The organism is Microbacterium sp. NPDC057407 (assembly GCF_042803895.1).
GTDB lineage: Bacteria > Actinomycetota > Actinomycetes > Actinomycetales > Microbacteriaceae > Microbacterium.
The window spans coordinates 282130-298592 of record NZ_JBHVCA010000003.1 but is presented as its reverse complement, the minus strand read 5'-3'; the positions used below and the strand labels follow the sequence as shown (position 1 = coordinate 298592).

13 protein-coding genes and 1 tRNA gene are annotated in these 16463 nt (G+C 67.7%); 7 read left to right on the top strand and 7 right to left on the bottom strand.

Annotation, left to right across the window (positions count from 1 at the left end; all coding sequences use genetic code 11):
* Nucleotides 1-31: 31 nt before the first annotated feature.
* From ACFUTX_RS10110 to ACFUTX_RS10085, 6 genes are read right to left on the bottom strand one after another with little or no spacing between them, the layout of a single operon-like run.
* The gene (locus tag ACFUTX_RS10110) at nt 32-1825 is read right to left on the bottom strand and encodes a serine/threonine protein kinase (RefSeq protein WP_378863642.1); all 1794 of its coding nucleotides are present in this window, start codon (nt 1823-1825) and stop codon (nt 32-34) included.
* Nucleotides 1822-3279: a peptidoglycan D,D-transpeptidase FtsI family protein gene (locus ACFUTX_RS10105; RefSeq protein WP_378863639.1), complete on the bottom strand. Its 1458-nt coding sequence runs from the start codon at nt 3277-3279 to the stop codon at nt 1822-1824. The genes ACFUTX_RS10110 and ACFUTX_RS10105 overlap by 4 nt, the downstream gene beginning before the upstream one ends.
* Nucleotides 3276-4676 carry an FtsW/RodA/SpoVE family cell cycle protein gene (locus ACFUTX_RS10100; protein ID WP_378863636.1) on the bottom strand — a complete coding sequence of 467 codons (1401 nt, stop codon included), beginning with the start codon at nt 4674-4676 and terminating at the stop codon, nt 3276-3278. Before ACFUTX_RS10100 ends, ACFUTX_RS10105 begins: the two co-directional genes overlap by 4 nt.
* The gene (locus tag ACFUTX_RS10095) at nt 4676-5911 is read right to left on the bottom strand and encodes a PP2C family protein-serine/threonine phosphatase (protein ID WP_378863633.1); all 1236 of its coding nucleotides are present in this window, start codon (nt 5909-5911) and stop codon (nt 4676-4678) included. Before ACFUTX_RS10095 ends, ACFUTX_RS10100 begins: the two co-directional genes overlap by 1 nt.
* Nucleotides 5912-5929: 18 nt before the next feature.
* Entirely contained in the window at nt 5930-6469 is a 540-nt protein-coding gene (locus ACFUTX_RS10090) for an FHA domain-containing protein (RefSeq protein WP_378863630.1), read from the bottom strand.
* On the bottom strand, nt 6466-7212 hold the full coding sequence (locus tag ACFUTX_RS10085; RefSeq protein ID WP_378863627.1) for an FhaA domain-containing protein: 747 nt from the start codon (nt 7210-7212) through the stop codon (nt 6466-6468). Before ACFUTX_RS10085 ends, ACFUTX_RS10090 begins: the two co-directional genes overlap by 4 nt.
* A gap of 269 nt (nt 7213-7481) precedes the next feature.
* On the opposite strand from ACFUTX_RS10085, the gene ACFUTX_RS10080 reads away from it, so the two are divergent.
* The 6 genes from ACFUTX_RS10080 to ACFUTX_RS10055 all read left to right on the top strand — a co-directional run bounded on the left by ACFUTX_RS10080 (nt 7482) and on the right by ACFUTX_RS10055 (nt 12128).
* Nucleotides 7482-7565 (top strand) — tRNA-Leu (locus ACFUTX_RS10080).
* Nucleotides 7566-8223: 658 nt separating this feature from the next.
* On the top strand, nt 8224-8544 hold the full coding sequence (locus tag ACFUTX_RS10075) for a hypothetical protein (protein WP_378863624.1): 321 nt from the start codon (nt 8224-8226) through the stop codon (nt 8542-8544).
* Between the two features lie 94 nt (nt 8545-8638).
* Nucleotides 8639-9130, top strand: coding sequence for a hypothetical protein (locus ACFUTX_RS10070; protein ID WP_378863623.1), 492 nt, complete (start codon nt 8639-8641; stop codon nt 9128-9130).
* 51 nt (nt 9131-9181) lie between these two features.
* The gene (locus ACFUTX_RS10065) at nt 9182-10351 is read left to right on the top strand and encodes a peptidoglycan-binding protein (protein ID WP_378863620.1); all 1170 of its coding nucleotides are present in this window, start codon (nt 9182-9184) and stop codon (nt 10349-10351) included.
* A complete protein-coding gene (locus ACFUTX_RS10060; protein ID WP_378863617.1) occupies nt 10348-11001 on the top strand; it encodes an ABC transporter ATP-binding protein in 654 nt (217 codons plus the stop codon). The genes ACFUTX_RS10065 and ACFUTX_RS10060 overlap by 4 nt, the downstream gene beginning before the upstream one ends.
* Nucleotides 10998-12128 carry an ABC transporter permease gene (locus ACFUTX_RS10055; protein WP_378863614.1) on the top strand — a complete coding sequence of 377 codons (1131 nt, stop codon included), beginning with the start codon at nt 10998-11000 and terminating at the stop codon, nt 12126-12128. The genes ACFUTX_RS10060 and ACFUTX_RS10055 overlap by 4 nt, the downstream gene beginning before the upstream one ends.
* 175 nt (nt 12129-12303) lie before the next feature.
* Here the strand turns inward: ACFUTX_RS10055 and ACFUTX_RS10050 are convergent, their stop codons facing one another.
* Nucleotides 12304-14871 carry a LuxR C-terminal-related transcriptional regulator gene (locus tag ACFUTX_RS10050; protein ID WP_378863611.1) on the bottom strand — a complete coding sequence of 856 codons (2568 nt, stop codon included), beginning with the start codon at nt 14869-14871 and terminating at the stop codon, nt 12304-12306.
* Nucleotides 14872-15532: 661 nt separating this feature from the next.
* Here ACFUTX_RS10050 and ACFUTX_RS10045 point away from each other — a divergent pair.
* Nucleotides 15533-16459 (top strand): hypothetical protein, encoded by a 927-nt coding sequence (locus ACFUTX_RS10045; RefSeq protein ID WP_378863608.1) that lies wholly within the window; start codon nt 15533-15535, stop codon nt 16457-16459.
* Nucleotides 16460-16463: the final 4 nt, after the last annotated feature.

Below are 16463 nucleotides of genomic sequence, written 5' to 3'. Positions count from 1 at the left end.
GGCCGGTCACGGCCGCCCGCTCCGCACGGGGTCAGGGGTTCGTCCCGCCGCCTTCGCCGTCGCCGGCACCGTCGCCGCCGCCGCCGCCTTCGCCGCCGTCACCGCCGTTGTCTTCGGGCTGGATGGTCGCCGTCGCCTCGGGAGAGGCGGGCGACGTGCGCGTCTGAGACGGGCCGCCTGTGCAGTCGACGGTGTAGCTGACGGTGACGTTGCCGGTGGCGTTGCTCGGGACGGTGACCTGTGCGCTGCGGTCGGCCTGACCGAACGCGGAGGTGGACTGCCCGTTGGCGAACGTGCCGTTGGTCGCGGTGAGGTTGTAGGCGCTGACCGAGCCTTCGCCCGCGGGGCAGGAGTACTGCCCCCAGTTGACCTGGATGGTGCCGCCGGGGGCGACCGTCGCCGCGCTGAAGGTCGGCGCGCCGGGCGCGGGCATCGCGATCTGTGCACCGTAAGCGGTGAGATTGATGGTCGTGCCGGGTGCGACGCGTCCGGTCGGGTTCACCTCGTACACCAGCCCCTGCTGCGCCTCGGTGGGGGCGGCGTTGCCGGTCACGCAGTTCGCCACCAGGTCGGCGCCCTCGACGATCGCGCGAGCCTCGTCGCAGCTCTTGTCGATGAGTCCGAGCGATCCGACGTCGACGAGCGTCTCGGTCGTCTCGGTCGGGGTCGGGGTGCGCGACGGCGAGGGGGAAGCCGACGTCGACGATCGGGTGGGCTCGGGCTCGCCGCCCTGATTCGCCAGCAGCGCCCAGATCGTGCCGCCGAGCACGAGAAGCAGCAGCACGATCAGCGCGATCAGCGGCCACGTCCACGGGCTGCGCTTCTTCTTCTCGGTCTGCTCGCCCTCGATCGGCTCGCCGTCGGCGTCGAGCGGCACCGCCGCCGCGGCGGGCAGCACCCGCGTCGCCGCCGAAGTGTCGGAACCGGACGTGAGGAGCTGGGTCATGTCGTCGCCGACCGCCGAGCCGGCGGCGATGGCGGGCACGGCGGCAGCGGCGGCGGCGACGTCGCCGCGCCTGAGGGCCGTGGCAGCCCGCGCGACAGCGGCGGCTGACGCCGGGCGGTCTTCGGGCTTCTTGGCGATCATCGCCATCACGAGGTTCTGCACCGGCACAGCCACGGTCGGCGGCAGCGGCGGGGGCTGCTCGTTGATCTGCGCCATCGCGATGGCGACCTGCGACTCACCGGTGAAGGGGCGCTTGCCCGCGAGGCACTCGTAGGCGACGATGCCGAGCGAGTACGTGTCGGTCGCGGGGGATGCCGGGTGGCCGGACGCCTGCTCGGGCGACAGGTACTGCACCGTGCCCATGACCTGGCCGGTGGCGGTGAGCGGCACCTGGTCGGCGATGCGGGCGATGCCGAAGTCGGTGATCTTCACCCGGCCGTCCGGGGTGATGAGAAGGTTGCCGGGCTTGATGTCGCGGTGAACGAGTCCCGCCGCGTGAGCTGCCTGCAGTGCGGCGGAGGTCTGAGCGACCACGTCGAGCGTCTTGTCGGTCGACAGCGACCCGTCGCGCTCGAGGATCGTCGACAGGGCCTCGCCGGGCACGAGCTCCATGACGAGGAAGGCGCTGCCGTTCTCCTCGCCGTAGTCGAAGACGCTCGCGATGCCCTCGTGATTCACGAGCGCGGCATGGCGGGCTTCGGCGCGGAAGCGCTCGAGGAAGCCCGGGTCGCCCATGTACTCGTCTTTGAGGATCTTGATCGCGACGGTGCGGCCGATGACGTGGTCGGTCGCCTCCCACACCTCGCCCATGCCGCCGATCGCGATCCGAGAGTCCAGCTCGTAACGGCCACCGAAGGTCACACCCTGCGTCGGTCTCATCTGCCCAGCACCGCCTCCATGACCTTCTTCGCGATGGGCGCGGCGATGGTGTTGCCGCTGCCCGACTGCCCTTGCCCGCCCCCGCCTTCGACGACGACCGCAACGGCCACCTGCGGGTCATCCGCGGGCGCGAACCCGGTGAACCACAGCGAGTACGGCTGGCCGGTTCCGTTCTCGGCGGTGCCCGTCTTCCCGGCCACGTCGACCCCGTCTATTCTTGCACCCGACGCGGCGCCGTCACTGACATTGGCGACCATCATCGCGACCAGCTCGTCGGCGATCTCCTCGTCGAGGGCGCGCCCGAACTCGACGTCGTCGAACGTCTGCTGCACCGACAGATCGGGCCCGATGACCCTGTCCACCATGCGGGGCGACATGACCACGCCTCCGTTGGCGATGCCGGCCGAGACCATCGCCATCTGCAGCGGCGTCGCGGTCACCTGCCCCTGACCGAATCCGGTCAAGGCGGTCTGCGGCGCGTCGAGCGCGAGGGGATAGCTTGACGGCGTCGACACCAGCGGCAGCTCGAAGGACTGGTTGAAGCCGTACTTCTGCGCCTCTTCCCGGATCGCGGTGTCGCCGAGCTCCACCGCCAGCTCGGCGAAGGGGATGTTGCAGCTGAGCCGCAGCGCGTCGGCGAGGGTGACGGTCTCGCCGGGACCGCACGCGCCTCCGCTTGCGTTGCGCACGACGCTGGTCGACTGGGGAAGGGTGTACGTCGCCGGGTTGGGGAACGTCGATTCGGGGGTGTACTCCCCCGACGCGAGCGCCGCGGATGCCACGACCAGCTTGAAGGTGGAGCCCGGGGGATTCAGATCGCCGGCGATCGACCGGTTCGACAAGGGCTGGGCGGGGTCGGCGACCAGCGCGTCGTACGTCGCGTTCACCTCGGCGGTGTTGTGCGCGGCGAGCGCATTGGTGTCGAAGCTCGGGCTGGTCACCATCGCGAGGACGCGCCCCGTGCTGGGCTCGATGGCGAGGATGCCCCCCTCGAGGTCGCCGAGCGCGTCATAGGCGGCGCGTTGCACGTTCGCGTCGAGGGTGAGCGCGACGTTGGAGCCGCGCGGCGGCTGCCCCGTGAAGATGCGCTCGATGCGCGAGAGGAACTGCGATCCCGCCGTGCCGCTCAGGTACGAGTTCATGGCCTGCTCGATGCCGGTGGCCGAGCCGAGTGCCGGGTTGATGTAGCCGGTGACCGGTGCCCACATGTCGGCGTCGGTGTACACCCGCTGCCAGCTGTACACATCGTCGGAGGGGACGGATGACGCGATCGCGGCGCCGCTGGCGATGATGGTGCCGCGCTGCACTTCGTACGAGTCGTACAGCGCCCTCGTATTGCGCGGGTTCTGCGCCAGCTCTTCGGCGTTGATCACCTGAATCCAGCTGGTGGAGCCGAACAGCGCGAGGAACATGACGAGCATCAGGATGCTGAGCCTTCGCAACTCCTTTGTCATCCGATCACCACCCGGGGGCGGCTGCGGACGGCATCCGAGATGCGCAGCAGCAGGGCGACGATGATCCAGTTGGCCACGAGCGACGATCCGCCCGCAGCGAGGAACGGGGTGGTGAGTCCCGTGAGCGGGATGATGCGCGTCACGCCGCCGACCATGATGAACACCTGCAGCGCGATGGTGAAGGACAGGCCGGTCGCGAGGAGCTTTCCGAAGTCGTCCTGGCCGGCGAGTCCGATGCGGATGCCGCGGCTCGTGAACACCATGTAGAGGCACAGGATCGCGAACACGCCGATGAGTCCGAGCTCCTCCCCCAGTGCGGGCAGGATGTAGTCGCTCTCGGAGACCGGCGTGAGGTACGGGCGCCCCTGCCCGAGGCCGGTGCCGATCAGGCCGCCTTGGGCGAGTCCGAAAATGCCCTGCACGAGTTGATAGCTTCCACCGGGCGCGTCGATGACGGCGGGGTTGAACGCGTCGAGCCAGTTCGTGAAGCGGCCGTTGACGTAGGTGAGCACCTGCGAGGCGATGAACGCGCCGATCGCCGCGAGCGCCACACCGATGAGAACCCAGCTGGTCTTGCCGGTGGCGACGTACAGCATGGCGACGAACATGCCGAAGATCAGCAGGCCGGTGCCGAGGTCGCGCTGCATGACGATGATGCCGAGCGAGATCAGCCAGATGACCAGCAGCGGGCCGAGTTCGCGCGCCCGCGGCCAGGTCACGCCGAGGAACCGCGTCCCCACCGAGGTGAGGCTCTCGCGGGTGCGCACGAGGTAGCCGGCGAAGAAGATGCCGAGCGCGATCTTGGCGAGCTCGCCCGGCTGGAAGCTGAAGAATCCGAGCGACACCCACACGTCGGCGTTGGCGTTGGTGCCCAGCCCCGGGATGATCGGCAGGATCAGCAGGGCGACGCCGACGAACCCGAAGATGTAGGTGTAGCGGAACAGCACCCGATAGTTGCGCAGGAGCAGCACGACCGCGACCGCTCCGACGAGGGCGATCGCGGCCCACGCCAGCTGCCGGGTCGAGAACGCCTCCCAGCCGTGGCGGTCGCGCGCCAGATCGATCCGGTAGATCATCGCGAGGCCGAGACCCGTGAGCAGCGTGGCGATCGGGACCACGAAGGGATCGGCATCCCTCGCCCGCAGTCGTAGCACGATGTGGAGGGCGACCACCAGCGCCGTCAGTCCCCCGCAGTAGACGAGGAAGGTCCAGTCGATCGCGCCGACCGCGCCCAGCTGCACGAGGGCGACCGCGGAGCCGTTGATGACGAATGCGAACACCAGGAGCGCCAGCTCTCTGTTGCGCTGCGTCTGCGGGACGCGGATGCGGCGGAGCGCGCGCACGACGGCCGTGTCTGCCGAGACCGCCTCGGTCGCGGTGCTTGTCGAGCTGCTCATCACCCTCCCTCCGACGTTTCGACGATCGTGGCGACAATACGGCGTGCGTCTGAGAGAGAGCTCGCCGAGATGGTCTGCTCGACCGTGGCTCGCGCGAACTCCGGCAGCGAATCGAGCGGGATCTCGGTGTCTTCGTACGGGGTCGACAGCGCGATCGGGCCGATCCCCTGCTGCACGCCCTGGTAGATCACGACGGAGTCGTCGTCCGCTCCCACGTAGTACCGGGTCTGGGTCCACTGGTAGCCGACCCACAGGGCACCGGCGATGATCGCGAGCACGAGCAATACGCCGACGATCCAGCCGAGACGGCGTCGGCGCGCGCGACGCCGGTCCTCTTCGATGAGCTCTTCGAGGAACTCGGCCGCCGGCTCGAAGTGGGTGGGTTCGTTCGCGGCCTGCCGGTTCGGGTGCAGCCAGCTCGTGCGACCGGGCCTCGCGGCGGGCACCTCGACTCCCACCGGGTTCGAGGCGGATCCCACCACGCTCGGGGTTCCCGAGAACACCGGATGCTGCCCCCCGACGTCGACGAGGACGATCGTGACGTTGTCGGGGGCGCCGCCGTCGAGGGCCTGCCGTAGCAGGTTGTCGGCCGTGCGCCCGGGCGCGAGGCCGGCGCCGAGCGCCTTCGCGGTGTGCGGGTCGTCGACGACGCCCGAGAGGCCGTCCGAGCACAGCAGCCACCGGTCGCCGGGATGGGTCGGCATGATGAACGTGTCGATCTCGGGGTCGGGGTCCATGTCTCCGAGGACCCGCATGAGCACCGAGCGCCGGGGGTGGTAGCGCGCCTCTTCGGGCGTGATCCGGCCGGAGTCGACCAGACGCTGCACGAACGTGTGGTCGGTGGTGATCTGGGTGAGCACGCCGTCGCGGAACAGGTAGATCCGCGAGTCTCCGATGTGGGCGATCACCGCGTAGTCGTCGACCATGACGAGGGCGCTCACGGTGGTGCCCATGCCGGCCAGCTCCGGACGCACCTGCACCGTGTCGATCAGCTCGGCCGCGGCATCCGTGATCGCATCGCGCAGTTCGCGCTCAGCGGCGGCCGTCGACTCGTACGGCCGGTCCAGACTCTCGAGGCGTGCGATCGCCAGGCTCGACGCGACATCACCGCCGGCGTGCCCGCCCATGCCGTCGGCGACGACGAACAGGTTGGAGCCGGCGTACCCCGAGTCCTGGTTGTTGGAGCGCACCTTGCCGGTGTGCGAGATCGCGGCGCTCGAGCCCTGGAAGACCATACGTGGTGGGTCCGCCCGCTACTTCCGCAGCTCGAAGGTCGTGGCGCCGACCTTGATCGGGGCGCCGATGGTCACCGGCGCCGGTGCGGTGACCCGCACGCCGTCGTGCCAGGTGCCGTTGGTCGAGTCGAGGTCCTGGATCATCCACTGGTCGCCCCACAGCACGAGTCGCGCGTGGTGGCTGGAGGTGTAGTCGTCGCGGATGACGAGAGCCGACTCGCTCGAGCGCCCGATGGTGAGCGGCTCGTTGCCGAGCGGCAGCTCGATGCCCGCCTTGGGTCCGCTGGTGATGACGATGCGCGACACCGAGTCGATCGTGGCCGGTCCGCCCTTCGGGCCGGAACGCGGGGCGACGGGCGCGACGGGTGCGGTCGGGCTTCCGGCGCGGGATGCGGCGGCCGGCGCGGCCGGGGCGGGAGCTGCCGCCGCGGCCTCGGGCATGCGCCGCACCTTGACGCCGAACAGGTCGGCCCGCAGGGAGTAGATCACGGCGAACACGAAGGCCCACAGCACGACGAGGAAGCCGATGCGCAGCAGCAGCAGTGTCAGTTCGCTCACGGCAGCGGCCCCCCGTCGCGAAGGTCGTAGACCCGGGTCGCGTCCTGCGCCGACAGGTTCGGGCGCGGCGGCGTGGCGGCCTGCGCGACGATGTGGAACACGATGTCGGTCCGGCCGATCGTCACGGTCGAGTCGGGTGGGAGGGGTGCTTCGGTGACTTTGCGTCCGTCGAGCATGGTGCCGTTGGTGGAGTTCAGGTCGCGGACCATCGCGCGCTCGCCGTCCCACAGGATCTCGACGTGCTTGCGGCTGGTGCCCGCGTCGGCGACCGTGATGTCGGCGTCGCTTCCGCGCCCGATGACGGTGCGGCCCTTGACGAGCGGATGCCTCTTCCCGGCGATGTCGACGACGCCCCGCCACGACACCTTGCCCCCCGACGCCGTCGACGACTCGACCCGCAGGGTGCCGGTCGACACCTGGTCGTCGCGCACCAGCGAGATCGTCACCGGGCCCGCGAACGAGTAGCCCTGCGCCTTTGCATGCTTGTGCACGAGCGAGTCGAGCTCGTGCTCGAGCGCTCCCCCGAGCGCGCTCATCTTCTCGTCGTCGGCGGGCGAGAGCCGCACCGTGAACGTGTTGGGCGCGAGGATGCGGTCGCGGCTCACCACAGCGGCCTTCTTGTCGAGTTCGCTGCGCAGTGCCGAAGCGATCTCGACGGGTTGGATGCCGCTGCGGAAGGTCTTCGCGAACGCGCTGTTCACTGCGCGCTCGAGACCCTTCTCGAAGCTGTCAAGTAGTCCCACGGGGCTCCTCGGACGGGGGGTGCCGGTTGGTACATGCTAGTTGCACAGCCTGGAATGCCGGTGGACGCGGGGCGGGAACGCCCGGTTCGGCGGCCTTGGGGACGCCGTCGGCCGCGGTCGAAGCCGCCGGGATCAGGAGATCCGGCGAAGGCAGGACCATCGCTCGCGAATCGTCCTGTCGGCGCGAGATCTCCTGCGTTCGGGCGCGAGTGAACTGCGTGATATCCTCGGGAAGTTGAGTTTCGCGGGATCTTCGGATGCCGCGGCTCGCGCGAGTGGCGGAATAGGCAGACGCGCTGGCTTCAGGTGCCAGTGCCCGAAAGGGCGTGGGGGTTCAACTCCCCCCTCGCGCACAGAATAGAGCGCAAGACGAAGCCGGTCGGAGGCGAAATCCCCGACCGGCTTTCTTCGTTCTCACCGTGATCTACGCCTCAGCCGCGGAGGATCCGCTGCCCCGCGCTCGCCGCACCAACACGAGTAGCCCCTCGTGGGGCTACTCGTGGTCTATTCGGTGCGGAGGGTCGGCTCACGGCCAACGGCGCTCTTGCCGAAGGCTGACCATCTGTGGGTGATGGGGCAGGCGGTTGCCTGCCGCGTCGCGCCGGCGGCGCGCTCGCTGCGTGGGCTTGTCGACGATGTCGGCGAGCCGAGCTCGGAGGAGGGGCGCATGTTGGACGCGACCACGGAGGACGCGACGGGCAGCTCGAGGAGTGCGTAGATGCGGAGGCGACGCTTGTCCGGGGAGCCGAGGTTAGCGTGCGCGTCGTCCTTCATGTGTTGATCGCGGACCTGAATCGAGGCGGACGCCTGACGCGCCGTCCTGAGTCTTTGCCACTGAACCTTTCCGTGGCACCTCGGTGCTGGGGTCCGTCGGTACGCAAACTCGATGACCGGGGTACGCAAACGGTCGTGCCGGAGCACTGAGCTTCGTGGCGGCGTCGCGCCGGTGTGGGAGCGTCGCAGAGCGCACAGCATCTGTGCAAGCCGTAACCGCCGACCAGGAGAGATCTGATGTCACGCAAGAGCAACTCGTCCACGAAGTTCAAGAAGCTGAGCGCCGGGGGCGCGGTCGTGGCACTCGCGACGTCGCTTCTCCTTCTCGGAACCTCTTCTGCCTCGGCCGCCGGTTCATGCAGCTCGTTCAGCGGAAGCGGGAGCGCGCCGTCGTATCTCGTCGGCAGATGCATCAACACGCCGGAGTTTCGTTGGAAGTGCAGCACCGACGTCTGGGGGACTCTGAACCGCAAGACAATGCAATACGGCTCGACGTACAGCACGAAGTCCTCGCTGGCATGCAACGTCGGGTACGCACACAGCTACAGCTTCGTATGAGGGTTCCGGTGGGCGGAGGCCAGCGGGAAGGGGTCGGGCGCCCCTGTCTCATGGCACAAGTGCGAAAGGCGATCGGTCCATGAGTCGACGACCGATGAGACAGGTCTTCGCGGCCGCGATGATGGGGCTTGTGCTTGGCATGGCGGGCTGCGCGAGTGCGCCGGCGGCCCCGAGTGAGCCGGGGCCCGGCGGATTGACTGGCGCCGATCCGGACTTCGCAACAAACATGCAGTCTTGTCTGGCGGATGCGGGCTGGGATGTTGATGTCACCTCCGATGGGGGAGTGCAGATCAACATCCCGGAGGAGTCGGAGAGTGCCTACGACGCCGCGGTTCACGACTGTGAGGCGGTGTTCGGATACGACAAACCCGTCGTGCTGACCGACGCGCAATACGGGAAGCTCTACGTCGCGCTCACCGAGATGGTTGAGTGCCTCCGCGACAGCGGATTCACGGTCGCGGGGATCCCCTCAGAGCAGGCGTTCAGGGACGGTGCACCGTTTGACCCGTACGGTGAACTACTCGAGACCGAGCAGCTCGCGCCCGCAGATTTCGACAAGGTGCAGACACGCTGTCCCCAGCCCTAGCGGGATCACGCGCGACAACGATCGCCCGACACCTCGCGCACTGCGGACGCGGTGCGAGCGGATGGACGGTTCGTCGCCAGCTTCACGAATACCGTCCCCCGGACAAAGGAGCATGAGGATGAAGACGTGGTGAGCGGCGCTCGAGTGGAACGACCACGACACGGTCCGTCACTGTTCTGGGTAGCCATCGCCCTCCTTCTGGCGAGCATCTCCGCCGCGGTCGGATGGGCTGGGTCAATAGCACTCCACCCCGCCGAGGAAGCTCTTGCCGTCGCCCCGTTCACGTTCGTCAAAGTCACGGACGGTGAAGTGGGGGCAAGTGTTGCGCTCAATGCGGTCGCACAGTGGAATCCCCGTCCCATCGGTGTGAACCGGGCGGCAGGCATCGTCACCAGTGTCGACGTGACGGCGGGCGATGAAGTGACCCAGGGTGCGGTCCTCTACACGGTGGGACTCAGGCCGGTCGTGGTCGCGCAGGGGAAGGTCCCGGCATTCCGGGAAATCGGGCGGGGCAGCGAAGGTCCAGACGTCGAACAAGTGCAGACGATGCTTGCTGAACTGGGACTCTACGCCGGCCCAGCCGATGGGCGTGCGGGAGGGGGCACCGTGGACGCTATTGCGAAGTGGCAGCGGGGACTCGGAGTGACTCCCACCGGTGTCGTAGAACCGGGAGACGTGATTTTCGTCGACGCGCTGCCAGCGCGCGTCATGCTCAACGGGGAACTTGTTGCGCGTGGAGCCACCCTTGGAGGCGGCGAAGATGTGCTGCTCGGGCTGCCGAAAACCCCGCGCTTCACCGTCCGGCTCACTGAAGGGCAGGCGGCCAAGGCTCCTCCTGGTACCAGGGTCGAGATCTCATCCCCCAGCGGAGCGACGTGGGTTGCTCTAGCCGGGAAGCACACGCCCCGAACCGAGTCGGGCGCGGTGAGCGTCGTGCTGGTCGGGGACGGGGACGCAAGCATCTGTGGTGATCAGTGCGGCGAGGTGAGTGTTATGGGAGAGGCGGTGCTGCCAGCCCGAGTCGTCACGGTGGAGACCGTGCGAGGCCTCGTCGTTCCCTCCGCCGCTCTGACGACGGGAGCGGGTGGCGCGCTCGCCGTCATCGATAGGCGCGGTGAGCGCATCCCGGTGAAAGTCGTCGCTGCCGCGCGGGGGATGAGCGTCATCGAAGGCGCGATGAAGGGCACGGCGGTTCGCCTTCCCGCCGTCGATGAGAAATGACTCCTGCTCCGCTGCTCGCTGTCCGCGACCTCTCGTTCACTTACGAGCCTGATGATGCTGCGCCTCTGCTTCATGGCTGGGGGGCTACGTTCGAGGCTGGGTCGCTGACGGCCATTACCGGGCGCTCAGGTCGCGGCAAGTCAACGTTGCTCTACCTGCTGGGACTAATGCTCAAGCCCAGCGGTGGGAGGATCACGGTCGATGGGCGGTCGGCATGGCAACTCAGTGACGCTGGCCGTGCGCGGGTGCGAGCGGCGTGCTTCGGGTTCGTGTTCCAGGATGCCGCGCTGGACGCGACGCGCTCCGTGATGGACAACGTCACCGAAACCGCTCTCTATCGCGGTGCGAATCGGCGCGAGGCGCAACGGGACGCGCGCGAGCTGCTCGAACGGTTTGCGGTCGACGTGCCCGAGATGAGAAGGCCAGGTCAGGTCTCGGGTGGACAGGCCCAACGCATCGCCCTGTGCCGTGCGCTCCTCGCTAACCCACGTATCCTGTTGGCAGACGAACCCACCGGCAATCTCGATCCCAAGACATCTACGCTGATATTCGGGGCGCTGCGGGACCACGCGGACTCTGGGGCCGCCGTTATCATCGTTACTCACTCACCGAGTCTGGCTGACTCCTGCGACCGGGTGATCCCGTTATGAACCGCCGCGAACCGGGGAGGGTGTCGATAATCGCTGTCGTCCGGGAGGCAATAGCGGCAGCGCGGTCACAGCCGGTCGCGTCGGCGGTGACGATGCTGATGGTCGCCGGGATGGTGATCTCTGTGATGCTGACCACCGGCCGAACCGTGGGGGCGGAGCAAGCGGTCTTGGGCTCAATCGACGATGCCGGTACTCGCATGATTGAGGTGCGCGCGGAGTCCGGTGCAGGCTTGACCAGTAGTGTGCTGGGACGAATAGCCGATATCGAGGGAATCGAGTGGGCTGGGGCGTTTTCATCGGCCACGGATGCGACGAACGCTCTCGTTCCCGACGGAACCCGGGTGCCCGTGCGACACGCTTACGGGGCAGGGTTTGACCAACTCGGCATTCGTGACCTTCCGGGCCCGAATCTGTCAGGTATCGCTGGGTATGCGTCTGCCGAAGCGCTCGTTCTGTTGGGGCTAACCGACTCGTCGGGTGCATTGACCACCGTGGATACCGGTGCCGAGTATTCGGTCGTCGGCCGCATCCGGACGCCGGACTTTCTCCGGGAGTTCGAACCGCTTGTTCTTGTGCCTCGGGAGGATCTGACGGGGATGGAGACCGTCAGCGTGCTCGTGATTATCGCTGAGCGGCCGGACCTGGTGGCCCCTTTGACTTCGGCAGTGACGTCCGTGCTCGCGGTGGACGACCCGTCGGAGGTCACCGTTCATACATCGGAAGCGCTCGCCCGGCTGCGCTCCCTCGTGCAAGCGCAGCTCTCCACGTTCTCGCGCGGACTCGTGCTGGTGATGCTCCTGGTTACCGGGCTACTCGTCGCCGTGATCCTCTACGGGCTGGTAATGATGAGACGCAAGGACTTCGGCCGGCGCCGCGCGCTAGGCGCCACGAGGGCACTCATCGTGAGCCTTCTCCTGACCCAGACAGCCGTGCTCGCGTTGTTCGGGGTGACGGTCGGGCTCGGGGCGTCCCTGCTGTGCGTTCTCATCATGGGAGACCCACTCCCCGGAACAACCTTCACGGTCGCCCTTGCCGTACTTGCAATCGCCACGTCACTTTTCGCCGCGCTGGTTCCGGCGCTTGTCGCCTCCAAGCGAGAACCGATCCGTGAGCTCCGCGTGCCGTGATGCGATGACAAGCGCGAACTGCCCAGCTTGCTGCGCAGGAACGGCACGGTCTGGGAAGCGCGCAAACGCCGCTGATGACGCGATATCAAGCGTCCCCCCCACCGCGCTGCGAGCGGAAGGGGGTGCTGCCCTACGGCGGGGGTCTGGAGCCTCGAACAGGCAGCGGGCAGCGAGGTCACGGCAATCCACCGGCGGCCCTGCCGTCGATGTAGTCCTTCAGACCCTGACGGTTGGCGACGTTCAGTTTCCGAATGATGCGGTGCATGTGACTTTCGACCGTGCGCACACTCACCACCAGCTGGTTCGCGATCTCCGGGTTGGTCAATCCGGCTGCCACGAGGCCCGCCACTTCCTCCTCGCGCTCGGTCAGCGCGACTGCCGATGAGAGGAAACGGTCCACATCGAACCGGCGGTGCGGAAGGCCGCGGACGTAGTCGTTGAGCGCGGCTTCCGCGGCGACCGCTCGCGTGTCGTCACCTGCTGCTGTGTGGAGCCGGACGGCGTGGCGAAGCGCTGCGATGGCCAGGCCGTTGCGGCCGGTGGATCGCAGAAGCGGAAACGCCTGCTCGAGCTGATCGGGGTCCTCCTCGATGAGGGCTTTGACGAAGGCGAGATGGGCCTGAAGAAGCGGGCTGTCCTGCGCGGCGACGGCCTCCACCACCTGCGGCAGCCGGTTGCGACGGGGAACGAGCTCGCACGAATTCAGCATGCTGATGGTGCCGGCGTAGCGTCCGCCGCGCTCCCACAGGCGCTTCCCGTCTTCCCAGAGCATTTCGGCAGCACGACCGAGCTGTCCATTGAAAGCGTGAATCTGAGCTCCCGCGAAGCTGCGCGACTGCGCGGGCAGAAGGCCGTCGGGAGCGTTCATGGCGTTGAGCTCGCGGATATAGCTTTCTCCGGTGCCGACATTGCCACGGCGGATCGCCGCTACGGCTGCAGTGCTGAGGAGCATCTGACGCTGACCTGCCGCCGTGGGCGGGAACGGTCCCGCAGCGAACAGGGTTCCGACCAGTTCATCGACGACATCGTTGTCACCGGCGGCTAGCTGACACAGTGCGGCAACGGCGCCGTGCGAGCGCGCCGCGCCGACGTCCAGCAGCCCCAGCGCTTCGTCCATGTCGCGCATGGCACGTGGGACGGCCTGACTGGGAAAACCCGCGCCCATCAGCGCGGTGGTGTGAAGCGCTCTCGTCTCCGGAGCCATCAACGCACCCGCCCGCCGATCGGCTTCATACATGGCGTACACCCGCAGAGCGTCGCTGCAGCGTCCGAGCATGACCAGAACAAGGAGTTGCGCGTCCCAAAGCGCTGCTCGAACAGGGTCGGGCATGTCCTCCTTCACTTCCAGCCGGTCCGCGTAATCTTCGGGGATCGCCGCCCATTCGCATGTGAGTGTGACCTCGCCGGCGCGGACGATTCCCCCGTAGTCTCCGAGAGCGTCGCCGTGCGCTCTCAGCTCCGCAAGCCCCATCTCCAGAGACGCCGTGGCCGCGGCACGCCAACGTGCCCGGAGGACTGCGTACTGCGCCCTGCTCAGCGCGTCACCGGTACCCGGATCCGTGGTCGAAATGACGTGCTCAATCATGTCGGCTGGAGCTGCCACAGCCATCAGGGCTTGGAGGTAGTCCAACGCGGTCGCGGGGTCGGGGGACGCCTCCCATTGGGCGCGTGCGACGATGTGCCCGGTCCGTGCACGCTCCTGCACGAGTCTCACCAGTGCCGCGTCTTGCTCCGGTGCCTCCGGGGGGCGCTGTGGAGTGATGGACCCCTTGTCCGAGCCAAGCTTTGCGTCGACGAAGGCAATCAGCCGCATCCGTCGCACGGCCAGCGGCTCATGCCGGTAGAACTCCACCAGCAACGGAGGCACCACGCTCACCAACTGACGTGAACCGGAGCTGACCAGTTGAATCATGCCACGCTGTTCCAGAAGCTCCAGCAGCGGCCAGTCGACCAGCTTCCGGATCGTGTCGATGTCGGCCCCACCGACGAGCCCGATGAGCTCCAAGGCGTCCTTCGCATCGGGGCCGAGATGCTCCAGGTGAGCCTCCACGATGCCTCGCAACCCGCTGCTCCATAGATCGCGTGCTGCCGACCACACCCCATCCACTTCGCGCAGACGACCTTCTTGCACCGCGACGGTCGCGATAGCCAACGCAAGTCCGACCACGCCCGCCGACTTCGCATAGATGCGGCTGATGGTGCTCAACTCGACGGGTCCGCCAAGTTCTGCAGCAATCACCGCTTCCAGGTCATCGAACCGCAGGGGCGACATCTCGATCACGAAGGCGGGCTCCAGGGTCGATGACTCCTGACCGGAGGGAGTGTGCCTCGCGCCGCGTTCTTCAAGGCGCGACACGACGGCGGGGACAGCAAGGGATCGGCGGACTCCCTCGACGATGCCCCATGAGCTTTCGTCCAAGTCGTCCCAATCGTCGACGACGACGACAGAGCGCGGAGCGGCAAGACGCTTCTCGAGAAGTTCCGCGAAACTGCGAAGCAACCCTATTCGCTGTTCGTTGGGAGCCGTGAGGCCGACTAGCTGGAGCGCCGCGAGCGGATGCTGCCGGAGCGAGGCGACTCCTCGCAGCCGGGTGACCGACCATCCCAGCTGCTCAAGTCTGGTGGACAGCTCTCTCACGAACGCGGTCCGCCCGCTCGACCTGCCGCCAACAACATCCACACTGTTGCCACTGAGGATCAGGTTCAACGCCAATGCGATGTCGCGGTCGCGTCCGAGCAGCATCGGGGGTCCCTCCCGCACAAGGAATCTGTTGGGGGGACGTGCATCCATCCCGACGCTGGCCGCATTGGCCCTCCCGCGGGGGGCGCGTCACCCCTGGGACGTCTTTCCCAATCGCCCATCATGGGAGCCCCGCGGCAAACATACGCGCACAAGCCGAGGGGTTACGTGCTCGAACCGCGGCGTTTCCGTGCATACAGGGCGGCCGTGAGTGCTACCGCCGTCGAAGGCAGGGGGAAAGGGCGCCGGTTTGCGTGGCGCCGCCAGGATGTGTCGACGAGACAGAACCGCTCCCGGCGCTCGGCGTGCGGACTGGCGCCGGGAGCGTCGGGCAGCGCGAAGCTGCACGCGCCCAAGCGCAGATCGGGATCGCCTATCAACACCGCGCTGGGCGCATGGTCTGCGAGCGAGGAAGAGGCAGGTGCGTGCGACTCGCGGTCCAACCCAGCGCTTCTCCGTACCGTCGCCCGACTACGTAGATCCCACCTCGTCACTACGCAATTCCCGCCGTCGAGTACTGCATTTCGCCGGTCTGCGACGTTCGGCCCCGGCGGCCGCGTCAGGATGTTCGCTCGGGGTCGTCGGCGACGTTGCCCGCCCCGTGTCGACCGGGAGACGCGTCCAGCGTGGCGCTGACCGGCGCAAACAAACGGAGATGAGGATCATGAGACTTCGGCGAACAGGAGTGTGGGCTTCCGCAGCGCTGGCGCTCGTTCTGTCGGGATGCGCCGCCACGCCCGCGGCGGAGGAGGGCGAGCCGGTGTCGCCCCTGGAGAAGTACCTCGGCGCGGTGTGGGGTACCGACATGAGCGAGGAAGAGCAGCAGGAGCACTTCGCCCGGCAGATGCGCGAACGCGAAGAACTCGTCGCCGCGTGCATGACCGAGCAGGGATTCGACTACATCCCCGAAACGCAGGCCGGGCAGGTCGGCGAGGGACCGAGCTGGGAGCCGGACGACCGCAAATGGGTGGCCGAATACGGGTACGGCTACGTCAACATGCCGGAGGACCCTGGCGCCGAGGAGACCTACGTCGACCCGAACGCGGACTACGTCGAGAGCCTCCCACAATCGGAGCAGGACGCCTTCTACGAGGCGCTCTACGGCCCGCAGACCGCCGACGGGTCCGAGACTGACTGGAGCGCCGGATGCTCCGGGCAGGCGGACGCGCAGATGGGCGACGACCCCGCACAGGCCGAGGAGTTCCAACCGGTCTACGACGCGCTGTCCGAGATGTACACCGAGGTCGAGTCGCGCAAGGAGATCGTCGACCTCAACGCGAAGTGGGCCGCGTGCATGGACGACGCCGGGCACCCCGGCTACACCGCCCAGGGTGACGCGTCGGAATCGATCATGAAGCGCTCGGACGAGCTGTTCGCTGAGAGCTCGGAGGGCATTCCCGACGAGTCGGCGATGGACGAGCTCGCGAAAGACGAGGTCGAGCTGGCTCTGGTCGACCTGGAGTGCCGGGAGAAGGTGAACTACCGCGACGAGTTCCAGCGGGTGCAGTTCGCCGTGGAAGAGGAGTTCATCGAGGATCACAAGCCCATGCTCGACAAGATGGTCGCGGCGGCGGAGCAGGGCAGGAAGTGAAGCG

What these genes read in the sequence shown, in the direction of transcription:
- ACFUTX_RS10110 (WP_378863642.1), bottom strand. Translation starts at nt 1,825, where the DNA reads ATGAGACCGACGCAGGGTGTGACCTTCGGTGGCCGTTACGAGCTGGAC.
- ACFUTX_RS10105 (WP_378863639.1), bottom strand. Translation starts at nt 3,279, where the DNA reads ATGACAAAGGAGTTGCGAAGGCTCAGCATCCTGATGCTCGTCATGTTC.
- ACFUTX_RS10100 (WP_378863636.1), bottom strand. Translation starts at nt 4,676, where the DNA reads ATGAGCAGCTCGACAAGCACCGCGACCGAGGCGGTCTCGGCAGACACG.
- ACFUTX_RS10095 (WP_378863633.1), bottom strand. Translation starts at nt 5,911, where the DNA reads ATGGTCTTCCAGGGCTCGAGCGCCGCGATCTCGCACACCGGCAAGGTG.
- ACFUTX_RS10075 (WP_378863624.1), top strand. Translation starts at nt 8,224, where the DNA reads ATGTCACGCAAGAGCAACTCGTCCACGAAGTTCAAGAAGCTGAGCGCC.
- ACFUTX_RS10070 (WP_378863623.1), top strand. Translation starts at nt 8,639, where the DNA reads ATGAGACAGGTCTTCGCGGCCGCGATGATGGGGCTTGTGCTTGGCATG.
- ACFUTX_RS10060 (WP_378863617.1), top strand. Translation starts at nt 10,348, where the DNA reads ATGACTCCTGCTCCGCTGCTCGCTGTCCGCGACCTCTCGTTCACTTAC.
- ACFUTX_RS10055 (WP_378863614.1), top strand. Translation starts at nt 10,998, where the DNA reads ATGAACCGCCGCGAACCGGGGAGGGTGTCGATAATCGCTGTCGTCCGG.
- ACFUTX_RS10050 (WP_378863611.1), bottom strand. Translation starts at nt 14,871, where the DNA reads ATGCTGCTCGGACGCGACCGCGACATCGCATTGGCGTTGAACCTGATC.
- ACFUTX_RS10045 (WP_378863608.1), top strand. Translation starts at nt 15,533, where the DNA reads ATGAGACTTCGGCGAACAGGAGTGTGGGCTTCCGCAGCGCTGGCGCTC.